Origin of the sequence: Halorubrum sp. Atlit-28R (assembly GCF_003665955.1) — an archaeon.
In the GTDB taxonomy this organism is placed as follows: Archaea; Halobacteriota; Halobacteria; order Halobacteriales; family Haloferacaceae; genus Halorubrum; species Halorubrum tropicale.
On record NZ_QPLS01000004.1, the window covers coordinates 249,372 to 262,478 of the forward strand.

11 protein-coding genes are annotated in these 13,107 nt (G+C 67.9%); 10 read left to right on the plus strand and 1 reads right to left on the minus strand.

Going from position 1 to position 13,107, the window contains the following annotated elements; genetic code table 11:
• The first annotated feature begins 658 nt into the window (after positions 1-658).
• The 10 genes from DVK06_RS08640 to flaJ all read left to right on the plus strand — a co-directional run bounded on the left by DVK06_RS08640 (position 659) and on the right by flaJ (position 12,010).
• Positions 659-2,554 carry a BGTF surface domain-containing protein gene (locus DVK06_RS08640; RefSeq protein WP_321166959.1) on the plus strand — a complete coding sequence of 632 codons (1,896 nt, stop codon included), beginning with the start codon at positions 659-661 and terminating at the stop codon, positions 2,552-2,554.
• A 97-nt stretch (positions 2,555-2,651) separates the two neighbouring features.
• Positions 2,652-3,008, plus strand: a complete 357-nt coding sequence (gene cheY, locus DVK06_RS08645; protein ID WP_121599994.1) for a chemotaxis protein CheY — start codon at positions 2,652-2,654, stop codon at positions 3,006-3,008.
• Positions 3,008-4,198 carry a chemotaxis protein CheC gene (locus DVK06_RS08650; RefSeq protein ID WP_121599995.1) on the plus strand — a complete coding sequence of 397 codons (1,191 nt, stop codon included), beginning with the start codon at positions 3,008-3,010 and terminating at the stop codon, positions 4,196-4,198. The genes cheY and DVK06_RS08650 overlap by 1 nt, the downstream gene beginning before the upstream one ends.
• A complete protein-coding gene (locus DVK06_RS08655; RefSeq protein ID WP_121599996.1) occupies positions 4,195-4,782 on the plus strand; it encodes a chemotaxis protein CheD in 588 nt (195 codons plus the stop codon). The genes DVK06_RS08650 and DVK06_RS08655 overlap by 4 nt, the downstream gene beginning before the upstream one ends.
• Before the next feature lie 171 nt (positions 4,783-4,953).
• Positions 4,954-6,774, plus strand: a complete 1,821-nt coding sequence (locus tag DVK06_RS08660; RefSeq protein WP_121599997.1) for a FlaD/FlaE family flagellar protein — start codon at positions 4,954-4,956, stop codon at positions 6,772-6,774.
• Positions 6,764-7,237: a flagellin gene (locus DVK06_RS08665; RefSeq protein WP_121599998.1), complete on the plus strand. Its 474-nt coding sequence runs from the start codon at positions 6,764-6,766 to the stop codon at positions 7,235-7,237. The genes DVK06_RS08660 and DVK06_RS08665 overlap by 11 nt, the downstream gene beginning before the upstream one ends.
• Positions 7,238-7,735, plus strand: coding sequence for a flagellar protein G (locus DVK06_RS08670; protein WP_121599999.1), 498 nt, complete (start codon positions 7,238-7,240; stop codon positions 7,733-7,735).
• Positions 7,735-8,484 (plus strand): ATPase domain-containing protein, encoded by a 750-nt coding sequence (locus tag DVK06_RS08675; RefSeq protein WP_053770468.1) that lies wholly within the window; start codon positions 7,735-7,737, stop codon positions 8,482-8,484. The genes DVK06_RS08670 and DVK06_RS08675 overlap by 1 nt, the downstream gene beginning before the upstream one ends.
• Positions 8,485-8,553: 69 nt before the next feature.
• Positions 8,554-10,227, plus strand: coding sequence for a type II/IV secretion system ATPase subunit (locus tag DVK06_RS08680; protein ID WP_121600000.1), 1,674 nt, complete (start codon positions 8,554-8,556; stop codon positions 10,225-10,227).
• A gap of 46 nt (positions 10,228-10,273) precedes the next feature.
• Complete coding sequence (gene flaJ, locus DVK06_RS08685) at positions 10,274-12,010, plus strand: archaellar assembly protein FlaJ (RefSeq protein WP_121600001.1); 1,737 nt, start codon at positions 10,274-10,276, stop codon at positions 12,008-12,010.
• Positions 12,011-12,040: 30 nt separating this feature from the next.
• Here flaJ and DVK06_RS08690 read toward each other — a convergent pair whose 3' ends face one another.
• Positions 12,041-12,979 carry an NAD(P)-dependent oxidoreductase gene (locus DVK06_RS08690; RefSeq protein ID WP_121600002.1) on the minus strand — a complete coding sequence of 313 codons (939 nt, stop codon included), beginning with the start codon at positions 12,977-12,979 and terminating at the stop codon, positions 12,041-12,043.
• Positions 12,980-13,107 lie beyond the last annotated feature (128 nt).

Here is a 13,107-nt window from a genome sequence, read left to right on the forward strand (position 1 = left end):
CCGGTCGGGCTTAATTCTTCGGGGAACGCTTCAGCGACTTTTCCCGCCGCAGTCGGGTGATTCGCAATGAGGATACCGCTTCCTCCACCTCTCCGTTCACAGATGTGATAATCGGGTACGTACGTTTTAGTCGGTGAAATCCCGAGCAGTCGGTGACAGCTGACGTTCCGCGATCCGCGTGAGGTTGACGGACGCTCTCCCCATGATGACACGTAGACAAGAGGACGGCGCTGACCGCTACCGTGGCCCGGAAGATCCGGCGCCGAATACCGACTCCGACAATGGGGGCGGACGCATCCGGCCTCGTCTCCGGCGGCTCCCGACGGTCCGTACGGCCGCGGTCGCGGCCCTCGTTCTCGTCGTCGCGTCGGCCGCCGTGGTCTCCGTTCCGGTGGCGGGCGTTTCGGTGGCGGACTCCGCGTCGATGGCCGACTCTCCGGCGACCAACGCGGTTACCGCGCAACCGTCTGAACCGGGTGGTTCGGCGGACCAACATGAGCTTAGCGGCTCGTTTTCACGTCCGACGTACACCGCGACCGCCGGCGACCTCGTTGATATCAGATACACGGCCAGCAACTCCAACAACGGGAGCGCGTACCTGCTGATCGGTGGGAACCGACTCACTGATACGGGGAACCCTGTCGGGTACACCGATGTCGTGAAGCTCAGCGGCGATTTCGACGGGACGATCAACACGCGACTCCTCGGAACCGACCAGGGGACCGCCGCCAGCTGCCGTGAGGCTGACTGCGATCTTGAGTTCGTAAACGAGAACGGGAAAGAGGTCGCCGACAGCCTCTCCGAACTGTCCGGCGCGACCGGCGCCGGCGGGCTCGCACGACCGCTCGTCCCGCAGCGGTACCGACTCGCGATCACTAATGGTACGTTCGTCGTAGAGGAGCCGGGGGTCGTGACGCCGGTCGGCGCGGCCGCTTCATCCGACCTCCTGTTGACGAAACCGACGTTCCACGACGAGATTGAGGTTTTCACCACCGCAGATCCGGAGAACCTCGAAGGGGGTGGCGGTGGGGAGTCGCTCAGCGCCCTCGAACAGAACGGGGTCGAGCGAACCGCGGTGACGGAGGGCGACCGCGTCGTCCTCGGCTTCGAATCAACCGGCATCTGGGGAGCGCTGTCGCACTTTGCCGCCAAGCAAGACGAAGGTCAGCTACAGGCCGGCCAAGCGGTCAACCACTCCATACTATCGGAGTTCCTCAGGACCGAAAACGGCGTTTCGCTCGAGGTGCGACAGACAAATCCGGGGGCGAACGAGCCGCGCTCGGAGCTCGATCTCGCCGACGCCGCTCCCGAAGACGTGACGCTCCTCCTCGCCGACGCGGAGGTGTTGGAAACCGGCGACTCGACGCCAGGGCGGTTCTACCTCGTCTTGGACACGAGCGACGGCGGTCCGTTCACCGAGGACCCGGAGCCCGGCGACGAGTTCGCCGTCGAGTTCGCCTTAGAGGGGGCCGAAGGACACCGGTACGCCTTCGCTGACGACAGCGGGGAGCCCCCGGCGCCGTTTAAACAGAGGTTACCGGCCCCTGAACAGTTCCCGTACTGGGAGACCGCTGATGGGACCGAGAGCGCGGAGGCGTCGTTCACGATTCAGGAGCGGTACTTCGAATACGACCATGTCACTGATGACGGCGAACTCCTCGTCGAGGCCTCGGGTGGAGCGGTGACCGGGACGACGACGATACTGCCGCCGATCGAGATGTCCGCCACCTTCGTCGACGACAAGCGCGACGAACCCTTCCGGTCGGAATCGGAGGTGGAGCTCTCCGAGGGGAACTTCACCATCAACGCCGACCTCGGGGGCGCCGATCCGGGGACTCGGCTGAACTACGAACTGTACGACGGAACGACGCTGCGCGACAGCCGGACGGTGATCGTTGTCGACGATACCGACGACCCGGACCGGCTCGCGATCGACGGCGTCTCCGACAATGCTACCGTCGCGACGGGAGAAAACCTCTCCGCGCTCAGGATCGACGTTCGAAACGCCGGCGGACTGGGGGGTGAGGGAACGCTCACGCTCGACGTCGACGACGGGAACCTGACGGCCGCTCGCGACCTGACGCTGTCGTCGAACGAGTCGCGCACCGTCGGCTTCCCGTCGGCGACTGTCCGTCTCGACCCCGGTGCGTATCCATTCAACGTCACGCTCGACGATGACCGGCGGAACGGGACGCTGGTCGTCGAAGAGAATACAGCGAGGACGACGATCGACGACGATAGCGGGGAAGGCGACACTGATGACTCCGGGAACGCCTCAAGCAGCGGCGACACCGGCGGGAACACCACGGACACCGACGCGAACTCTACGGACGCCGACGAAAACCCGACTGCGAACGACTCCACAGGCGCTGCGAACTCCGACGGGAACTCGTCGGATGTCGGCGGAAACTCATCGGATCCGAGGGATGGCTCCGGCGGCCGGGATGGCGAGAGCGAGCCGACGACGTTCCTCCCCTTCGGGATTGGCACTCGAGAGACGCTCGTCGGCACGGTCCTCGTTGGTGCGATTCACATCCTCGGCCACTGGGTGTGACCACGTCCGAAGCGACCGCCGGCATCCCGACTCGTTCTCAACCGTGAGAACCGCGGGGGAGCGATTAAGTGATCGCTGTGCCCGATTTTAGACAATAATGGCCACGCGCGTGCTCATCGCCGACGACTCGGAGTTCATGCGGAACCTCCTCCGAGAGATCCTCGAAGGCGAGTTCGAAATCGTCGGAGAGGCGGAGAATGGTGTCGAGGCGGTCGACATGTACGAGGAGTACGGCCCGGACCTCGTGATGATGGACATCGTGATGCCGATCCGCGACGGGATCGAGGCGACGACGGAGATCCTCGAGGAGAATCCCGACGCGACGGTGATCATGTGTACCAGCGTCGGGCAGGAAGAGAAGATGAAGGCGGCCATTAAGGCGGGCGCGGAGGGATACATCACGAAGCCGTTCCAGAAGCCGAACGTGCTCGACGCCATCGGTTCGGCGGTATAATGCGCGTCGACGTCCGCGCGCTCGGCGCCTGTAACCGCCTCGCGGAGCAGGGCGCGAAGCAGGCCGCCGACGCGCTCTCGGACCTGACCGGGACCGACCTCGCGGTGGAGGTGACCGGTGCGAGCGTCGCCAGCGGCGAGGACCTCGCGGAGTTGTTCGCCGGCCGGGAGTCGATCGGCGTGAGCGTCGGGCTCCGCGGCGGGTTAGACGGCGAGGCGGTCCTCGCGTTCGACGCCGTCAACGCCGACGCACTGCTCTCGCTGCTCCCCGGCGGGGCGTCGATGGAGCGGAGCGCGGTGACGGAGGTCGGCAACATCGCGCTCGGCGGCTTCCTCGACGGGTGGGCGAACTACCTCGGGAAGGTGATCGACATGACGCCCCCGCGGTACTTCGAGGCCGACGGCGCGGCGGTGCTGCCGGATGGCGCGCTCGCGGGCGACGGCGTCTTCCTCTTCGAGAGCCGACTGGACGCGACGACGACGGACCTCGACTTCTCGATCTACATGCTGCCCGAATCGGGGCCGTTCCGCGACCTCATCGTCGGGAAGACGGCGCCCGCGGCGACCGCCGGCGGCGCGGCGAACGGCGGGACGGAGAGCACGGCGGTCCCGTACGAGTCGCTGTCGACGTTCTCCTCGCTGGCGAAGACGGGGTCGGCGAACGCCGCCGACAACATCGCGATGATGACCGGGTTGGAGGCAACCGTCGACGTGAGCCGGCTCCGGTTCGTCCCGCTCGCCGACGTGCCCGCGGAAGTCGGTACCGATCCGCACGCGGGCACGGTGTTCGAACTCCAGGGCGAGCCGAGCGGCTACCTCGCCATCCTGTTCGAGGAGTCATCGGCGGCGGCGGTCGCGGACGCGATGTTGCCGATGGAGCCCGACGAGCCGCTCGGTGACATGGCTCAGAACGCGCTCTGCGAGCTCGGCAACGTGATGACGAGCGGGTTCATCGACGGCTGGGCGAACGTGCTCGGCACGTCGATCACCCACTCCCCGCCGGAGTTCGTCCACGACATCGGCGCGTCGACGATCAGCCCGCTCGTCGCCAAGCTGAGCGAGCGACAGGACTACGGGTTCGTGATCGACACCGCGATTCGGACGGAGGGGGTCCAGGCGCGCTGCGACGTGTACGCGCTCCCCGACGAGCGCGAACTGGCCCGGGCGCTCGACCGGCTCTCCGAGCCGTGACCCGCTCGCTCTCCGACGATCGGCCGGACGCCCCGGCGGAGCGGACGGAGAGCGGCGGGACCACGGTCGCCGACGCGGAGCCCGTCGCCGTCACGGGCGGCGCGGCGAGCGACGACCCGGGCCGGATCAAGGTCGGCGTGGGTGAGCTGGCGGTCACCGACGGCGACGCCGTCCTGACGACGAGCGGCCTCGGCTCCTGCGTCGCGGTCGCGCTCGTCGACGAGAGGGCCAGCGTCCGCGGGCTCCTCCACGCCATGCTGCCCACGAGCGAGGGACGGTCGACCGCGGGCTCGCGGCCGGCGAAGTACGTCGACACCGGGATCGACTCGCTGATCGGGGCGCTCGACGACGCCGGCGCCGACCCACGCCGCTTGAAGGCGCGCGTCGCCGGCGGCGCAGAGATGCTCGACCTCACCGACGCGGTCGGCCCCCGGAACGTCGAGCGGGTCGGCGAGGTGCTCGACGCCGCGAACGTCCCGGTCGTCGCCAGCGACGTCGGCGACGCCGTCGGGCGAACGGTCCGGCTCGGTCCGGACGGACGGCTCGTTATCCGGGCTGCCGATGGCTTCGAGCGAGCTATCTGACCGCTTCTCCGGGGCCTCTGGTCGCCGTCACCGGATTGAATCGCCTCCAACTGGCACCGATTTCTCGGCGTTCACCCCCATCAGCGGTCGCCAGTCGCTGTACTGCGTGTCTTCTCACTGCTGATATTTTGAGGGGTGAATTGAAGTGGGTTCTGCGGGTCGTACACGGTAATGGGCCTCGAACTATCGGTGTGGGGAGCTCCAACGGCCGTCTGGGCAGTCGCCACGCTGGGGCTCGTCGGTGCGAGCGTCCTCGACAGGTTCCTCGACGACGACGGGTCCGACGACGACGGTTCCGGTGGTATGGACGGCGACGACGATCCCTTCGGCGGCGGCATGGGCGGCGGCATGGGCGGCGGAGGGATGGGCGGCGGCATGAGCGACGGCGGAGGCGGCGGCGACGGGTTCGACGACTTCGACGGGATGGACGAGTGGGACGACGAGTTCGACGACGGCGGCGGTGGCGGCGGCGCGGCCACCGACGAGCTGGAGAACCGGCTCGACGAGCTCGAAAACGAGGTCGCGTCGCTTTCCTCGACCGTCTCGACGGTCCGTTCGGAGAACGAGGAGATCTCGAACGCCGTCGATGACATCCAGGAGGACGTCCGCAACCTGCTCGACATCTACGAGATGGTCACCCGCGGCATCAACCCGTTCGTTGACGACTCCGGCGGCTTCGACAGCATCGCCGGCGGCGGCGAGGGGTCGTTTGGCATCTTCGACGACGACGACGGCGGCGAGGAGGAGGACCTCGATGAGGACGTCGCGAACGCCGATGCGGACGGGTTCTTCGACGACGACCTCCTCGACGAGGAGGAGGCCGACGGGTTCGACGAGGAACTCGACGACGACGGCGACGACGAGGAGTTCGACGACCTCGACGGCGACGACGGCTTCGACGACTTCGACGAGGAGTTCGACGAACTGGACGACGACAGCACGGACGACGCCGCGTCCGAGACCGAAACGGCGGACGACGGAGACGATATGAACGAAGACGGAAAGAGTTTCAGCGAACTGAAAGAAGAGTACGACTCCGGGGAGGCCGACTGGGCCGACGAGGACGGCGACGGCGCGGACGACGACCCGTTCGACGACCCCGGCGACGAAACCGACTCGTTCGACGACGCCGACGACGGGTTCGACGACGACCTCGGCGGCGACCTCGAGGACGACGGCGTCGACTTCGACGAACCGGCGGATGCGGCCGATCCGGAGCCTGCCGACCGTCAGCCCGGCGGCGATCCGGCCGAGGCGACCGGCGGCTTCGAGTACGTCGGCGAGGACGACCTCTCGGGGAGCGGCGGCCGCGGCAAGCCGTACCTCACGGAGCTTCCCGGCGACTACGTCGGCGACCTCCTCGTGATGGAGTGGCTGGAGTTCCTCGTCTCCGAGAGTGACGTCACCGACGCGGTGCGCGCCATCAACTACTACGAGCGGATCGAGTGGATCGGCCCCGACGCCGCGGCGCGGCTCCGCGACTTCCTCTCCGGGTTCGGCACCATCGACCGCAACCTCGTCGACCGGCCGGGCACGGACCGGCTGGTCCGCGAGCACCACACCCGCAGCCTCCGGTACGTGACCCAGCTCAACGGCACGAGCAGCCACACCGTCCTCTTGGACCGCTGGGACGACCTCGCCGGTGGCTCGATGGTCGGCGGCGGGCCGGTCAACGCGCCCCGCGGCGGCCGTCGCGGCGGGCGAGCGAGTTCAGGCCGCGGCGGACGCAACGGCCGCGACGCGCGGCCCGACCGAGGAGCGGCCGAGCAAAACGACCACGGCGGCGGCCGTCGGGACGCGCCCGACGACCGCGAGCGGCGGACGAACGGCGCGGACCGCGACGACGCGGCACGCGAAGCGGACGCCGACCGGCGCGACGGTCACCGCGACGACCAGCGCGAGCGGAACGGTTCCACCCGACCGATGAACGACCCGAATCCCCGTTCCGACCGCGCCGATCCGGCCGACGGAGGGTGGGGAGATGGGCGTTAGCGTCTCCGCGTCCACGGCTATCATCGTCGCGGGGCTGTTCTTCGCGTTCACGACGTTTTACCCCGTGGCGGCCAACGGGCTCGACCGCGTCTCCGACGCCCAGCACGGCGTCAACGAGCGCGCGCTCGAACGGCAGAACACCGAGTTCGCGGTGACGAACGCGACGTTTAACACGACCACCGATACCCTTACCGTCAACGCCACCAACGAGGGGGCGATCGGCTTGGTCGCCGACGACGCGACGCTCGTGGTCGGTAACGAGTACGTCGACGTGGGCGGACCGAACGCCTCCGCGACGGTCGACGGCGACGGCGACACCGCGCTCTGGCTCGGCGACGAGACGCTCACTGTGCGGGTCGCGCAGGGCGACACGACCACGACGATCGGGGAGAGCACGCGCGTCGTCCTGGTCGTCGAGTCCGGCGTCCGCGACGCCGCGACCGTGACGGAGGTGAGCGCGTAGATGGCCAGCGTCCCCGTCTCGCACCTCATCCTGTTCATCGCCAGCCTGGTGATCGCCGCCGGCGTCGTCGGCACGATCACCACCGGCGTCGACCGGGTGAGCGCGGCCGTCGACGACGCTGGCCTTGACGCGACCGAGCAGCTCCGGACCGACGTGACGATCATCTCGGACCCCAGCGCGGGGGTGTACAACGCGAGCGGCGACCAGAACGTCACGCTGTTGATAAAGAACACCGGCACGTATCGGTTGGCGCCCGACGGCTCCGACCTCGATGTCGTCTTCGACGGCGCGTACGTCCGGCCGGACGCGACCTCCGGGGAGCTCGTCTCCGCCGACGGCGCGAACGCGTGGAGCCGTGGCGACGTGTTGCGGCTCACGATAAACGCCAACGCGCTCGACGGGTCGAGCGACGGGCTCGCCGACGGCGACCACCGCGTGTTCCTCTCGGTGAACGGCGACGAGGAGCTGTTCCAGTTCCGCGTGGAGGGGGGTAACTGATGCCCCACGACAACCTCCTCTCTCTGGGCCTCGGCGACCGCGACCGGCTCAACAAGGAGCTGGGCGGCGGCATCCCCCGCGGGAGCATCGTCCTCATGGAGGGCGACTACGGGGCCGGGAAGAGCGCCATCTCCCAGCGGTTCGCCTACGGGCTCGTCCAGGAGGGCGCCTCCGTGACGATGATGTCGACTGAGCTCACCGTCCGCGGGTTCATCGACCAGATGCACTCGCTGGAGTACGACATGGTGAAGCCGCTGCTCCAGGAGGAACTGCTCTTCCTCCACGCCGACTTCGACTCCGGCGGCGCGTTCTCCGACGGCGACGGCGAGCGCAAGGAGCTGCTCAAGCGCCTGATGAACGCCGAGGCGATGTGGAACTCCGACGTCGTCTTCCTCGACACGTTCGACGCCATTTTCAGGAACGACCCCACCTTCGAGGCGCTGGTCCGGAAGAACGAGGAGCGGCAGGCCGCCCTGGAGATCATCTCCTTCTTCCGCGAGATCATCTCGCAGGGGAAGGTCGTTGTGCTCACCGTCGACCCATCGGCGGTCGACGACGACGCGATCGGCCCGTTCCGGTCCATCGCGGACGTGTTCCTCGAACTGGAGATGATCGAGGTCGGCAACGACATCCGCCGGCAGATCAACGTCAAGCGGTTCGCGGGCATGGGCGAACAGGTCGGCGACACGATCGGGTTCTCGGTGCGTTCCGGAACCGGAATCGTCATTGAGAGCCGCAGCGTCGCCTAACATCATGACCCGTCGACGCATAGCCGGTCCGCGCGCACGGACCGCGACCACCCCGACCCGGCCCAGGACATGACCGAACACGGCACCGCGCAACCGTCCGAAGAGCTCCGAAAGGCGGCCATGCGCCGCCCCCACCTCCGGGAACACCTCCGCGAGTTCAAACAGATCACCGGGGAGTTCCCGCAGTTCATCGAGGAGCCGAAAGACGAGTACGAGTCCCCCCGCCCGAACGTCATCTACCCGGTCGGCGGCCCCATCTACAGCCACATCTACGGCGACCTCGGGCAGGACACGAAGTACTACGCCATCGAGCCAGAGGTGTCGGGCCCGCAGGCGGAGATCCTCAACGAGGTGAAAAACCGGCTGCTGACTGTGAGCGGCCAGCACAGCGCGCCGGAGAACGAGGCCGAGTACGACGACCTCATCGAGGAGTTGTTAGAGGAGGTCACCCACGTCGACGACACCTCGTCGGGGTTACAGAAGGGCCTCTCGAAGCTCAAGAACTTCGGGAAGCTGTCCGTCACCGAGGAGACCTACGAGAACATCCGGTACCGGCTCAACCGCGACATCGTCGGGCTCGGGCCGCTGGAACCGGTGATGCGCGACCCGGCAAACGAGGACATTCACGTCATCGGCCCCAAGGAGTGCCATGTCGACCACGGCACCTTCGGCATGCTGGAGACGACCGTCGACTTCGGCACGCCCCAGGAGTTCGACAACTGGCTGCGTAATATGGGCGAGCGGATCGGCGACCCGCTGTCCGACTCCGATCCCATCGTCGACTCCACGCTGCCGGACGGGTCGCGCATCAACATCATCTACTCCGACGACGTGTCGCTGAAGGGCTCCTCGCTCACCATCCGCCAGGGCGAGGAGGTGCCTCTGTCGATCAACCAGATCACCAACTGGGGGACGCTCTCGCCGGAGCTGGCGGCGTACCTCTGGCTCTGCCTGGAGAACGAGCAGACGGTCTTCGTGGTCGGGGAGACGGCGTCCGGGAAGACGACGACGCTGAACGCCATCCTCTCGTACATCCCTGACGACTCGAAGATATACACCGCGGAGGACACCGCGGAGGTCATCCCGCCGCACAACACCTGGCAGCAGCTGCTGACCCGCGAGGGCGGCGGCGAGGGCTCCTCCGACGTGGACATGTTCGACCTGGTCGCCGCCGCGCTGCGGTCGCGCCCCGACTACATCATCGTGGGCGAGGTCCGCGGCGCCGAGGGGCGCATGGCGTTCCAGGCGGCCCAGACCGGCCACCCGGTCATGCTGACGTTCCACGCGTCCGACATCGTCTCGATGATCCAGCGGTTCACCTCCGAGCCGATCAACGTCCCGGAGACGTTCATGGACAACGCCGACGTGGCGCTGTTCCAGAACCGCGTGAAACAGGGCGACCAAGTCCTGCGCCGCGTGACGAGCGTCCAGGAGATCGAGGGGTACTCCAAAGAGATGGAGGGGGTCGTCACCCGCGAGGTGTTCAGCTGGGACCCTGTCGAAGACGAGATCGTCTTCCAGGGGATGAACAACTCCTACGTGCTCGAAGAGCAGATCGCGACGCTCCTGGGCTACGCCGACACCCGCGACATCTACGACGACCTTGACTTCCGCGCGGAGCTGATCGAGCGGATGATCCAAGAGGGAATCTTAGGCTACCACGAGGTCAACGACGCGATCAACTCGTTCCAGCGCGACGGCGTTGAGGGGCTCCCCTTCGACATGCACCGCAACACGATGTGATGATGCCCGGCGAATCACCCACCGCGACGACGGAGGCACCCTGACGATGGCGGTCAAGCAGATGGGCGACGGGCTCGCGACGGCCGCCAGGCTGACCTCCGAGGTCATGGAGTCGTACGAGAAGCTCGACATCTCTAAGGGGAAGTACGTCGGCCTCGTGCTGGTGCCGGCCGTGTTCGTGTTCGTCGGCAGCGTCGTCGGCCTCGTCGCGCTCCCGCTCCCCCTCGCCGCCCGGGTCCCGATCCCGATGTTCGGCGGGCTCGTCCTGTTCGCGGCCGTCATCTACCCGAAGATCTACCTCTCCAGCCTGGAGACGAAGATCGACAACCAGTTGCACCTCGTGATGACGCACATGACGGTGCTGTCGACGACGAACATCGACCGGATGGAGGTGTTCCGGACGCTGGCGCAAGAGGAGGAGTACGGCGTCGCAGCCGAGGAGATCGGCCGCGTCGTCCACCTCGTCGACACGTGGAACCAGAGCCTCGACGACGCCTGTCGCCGCCGCGCGCAGGAGGTCCCCTCCGACGCGATGGCCGACTTCTTCGACCGCCTCGGCTACACGATGGGCGCGGGCCAGTCGTTAGAGGAGTTCCTCGTCTCCGAGCAGGACGTCATGCTCGCGCAGTACGAGACCCGCTACGAGTCCGCGCTCTCGAACCTGGAGGTCATGAAGGACCTGTACATGTCGATGATCCTCTCGATGACGTTCGCGCTGGTGTTCGCCGTCGTCCTCCCAATCCTCACCGGCAACGACCCGACCGCGACCGTGGCGGCCGTCATCGTCCTTTTCATCTTCGTCCAGCTCGGATTCTACGCGATGATCCGCGCGACGTCGCCGTACGACCCGATCTGGTACCACCCGGACGAGCGGTCCCCCGGCGACCTGAAGCTGTGGGCCTCGCTGATCGGCGGCGGCGGGCTCTCGTTCCTGCTCATCGGGATCACGGCCGCCGGGATGTTCGGGTACGGCCCCGGGCTCCCCGGCCTCCTCTTCTTCCTCGACAACGTCCGGCTGCCCCTGTACCTCGCAGTTCCCATCTCGCCGCTGATCATCACCGGCGTCGTCCTCCGGCAGGAGGAACAGGCGATCACCGCCCGCGACGGCGAGTTCCCCTCGTTCGTGCGCGCGCTGGGCGCGACCGAGAGCGCGAAGCAGTCCACGACCACCGACGTGCTGACGACGCTGCGCGACAAGAATTTCGGCGAGCTCTCTGAGGCCATCGAGCGGCTCTACCGCCGGCTCAACATGCGGATCAGCACCGAGGGCGCCTGGCGGGCGTTCACGCGCGACACGCGATCGTACCTCATCCAGAAGTTCTCCGAGATGTACCTCGTCGGCCGGCGGATGGGCGGGGACCCGAAGCTGCTCGGCGAGCTGATATCGAAGAACATGAACGCCGTCAACCAGCTGCGCGAGCAGCGCCGGCAGGCGGCGATGACGTTCATCGGGCTGCTGTACGGGATCACCGCGGCCGCGACGTTCGCCTTCTTCATCGGGCTGGAGATCGTCGCCATCCTGGCCGACCTCACCGCCGACTTCGGGCTCGACCAGATGGACATCGGGCAGATCGTCTACCCCGGCGCCTACGACATCCCGCTCATCGAGTACCTCCTCCTCACCGTCGTGTTGTTCAACGCCGCGCTCTCCTCGCAGATGATCCGCCGGATCGACGGCGGCAACCCCGCGAACGGCTACATCCACTTCGTCCTCCTCACGTGGCTCGGCGCGGGCACCGCCATCGCGACGCGGACGCTCGTCAACGCGATCCTGTCGATCTGACCGCGGACGGGGTTCCTCTCTCGGGTCCGCTCACTCCTCGAACAGCGTCGGCCCGGCGACCGCCGCGTCGGCCGCGTCGCGCCACGAGCGCGACGGCGTCCACCCGAACAGCCGAGACGCCTTCTCGATGGCGTAGGCGCCGCGGTCGTCGCCCTCGGCCAGCGCGTCCGCGTCGACCGCGCAGTCGTCCGGAACCTCGCCGTAGGACTCGCGCAACAGGTCGAGGAGGGGACGGCCGAGCGCGTTGTCGGCCGCCACGCAGTTGACCGCCTCGTGGGTCCCGGGGTCGACCGCCGGGTCGTCCCCGAGGAGGTCCGCGAGCGCGGCCGCGACGAGGTCGGCGACGTCGCGGACGTCGACGTACGACCAGAAGTTGCCGGCGCCCGCGCCGAGGTCGCCCACGTACTCGTCCGTGCGGCAGGCGTACTCGCCGGGGTACTGGATCCACGACGGGCGGACGGAGACGGCGGGAACGTCGTGACGGCGCGCGGCCGCGCCGGCGGCCGCCTCCGCGGTCACCTTCGAGAGCCCGTAGGGGTCCTCCGGGCGGAGCGGGTGGGCCTCGGTGACCGGCAACTCGTCCGGGAACGGCGTGGGATCGGCGAAGAAGAAGCCGTAGGCGCCGTCGCTGGAGGCCTGGACGACCGGGGCGTCGGCGCGGCCCGCGGCGTCGCAGACGTGTTTCGCGGCGAGCGCGTTCGTCTCGAACACCCGCCCCTCGGGGTGGGTGCCCGCGACGGGGATCGCCGCCCAGTGGACGACGGCATCCGGGTCGACGGCGGCGACGATGTCGAGCGCCTGGTCGCGCTCGGCGAGGTCGGCCGCGCGGAACGAGACGTTCGGAGCCGGGTCGACGCCGAGCCCGGGGTGGTCGTAGTCGACGACGACGACGTCGTAGCCGCCCGCGAGCCGGTCGGCGACCCAGCGCCCGGAGGCGCCGCGGCCGCCGGTGACGAGGACCGTGTCCATGCGAACGCCTCGCGAAGCGACGGCAAAAGCGCGTTGCTCGACGACTTCCCGGCGACGGCGCCCCCGGTCCGGAGCGCCGGTCGGCAACCGCGGCTTCCCGCTCCGGCAAGCTTTAACGCGCAGAACGG

Coding starts and splice junctions, on each gene's coding strand:
- cheY (WP_121599994.1), top strand. CDS start 2,652: ATGGCCACGCGCGTGCTCATCGCCGACGACTCGGAGTTCATGCGGAAC.
- DVK06_RS08650 (WP_121599995.1), top strand. CDS start 3,008: ATGCGCGTCGACGTCCGCGCGCTCGGCGCCTGTAACCGCCTCGCGGAG.
- DVK06_RS08660 (WP_121599997.1), top strand. CDS start 4,954: ATGGGCCTCGAACTATCGGTGTGGGGAGCTCCAACGGCCGTCTGGGCA.
- DVK06_RS08665 (WP_121599998.1), top strand. CDS start 6,764: ATGGGCGTTAGCGTCTCCGCGTCCACGGCTATCATCGTCGCGGGGCTG.
- DVK06_RS08670 (WP_121599999.1), top strand. CDS start 7,238: ATGGCCAGCGTCCCCGTCTCGCACCTCATCCTGTTCATCGCCAGCCTG.
- DVK06_RS08675 (WP_053770468.1), top strand. CDS start 7,735: ATGCCCCACGACAACCTCCTCTCTCTGGGCCTCGGCGACCGCGACCGG.
- DVK06_RS08680 (WP_121600000.1), top strand. CDS start 8,554: ATGACCGAACACGGCACCGCGCAACCGTCCGAAGAGCTCCGAAAGGCG.
- flaJ (WP_121600001.1), top strand. CDS start 10,274: ATGGCGGTCAAGCAGATGGGCGACGGGCTCGCGACGGCCGCCAGGCTG.
- DVK06_RS08690 (WP_121600002.1), bottom strand. CDS start 12,979: ATGGACACGGTCCTCGTCACCGGCGGCCGCGGCGCCTCCGGGCGCTGG.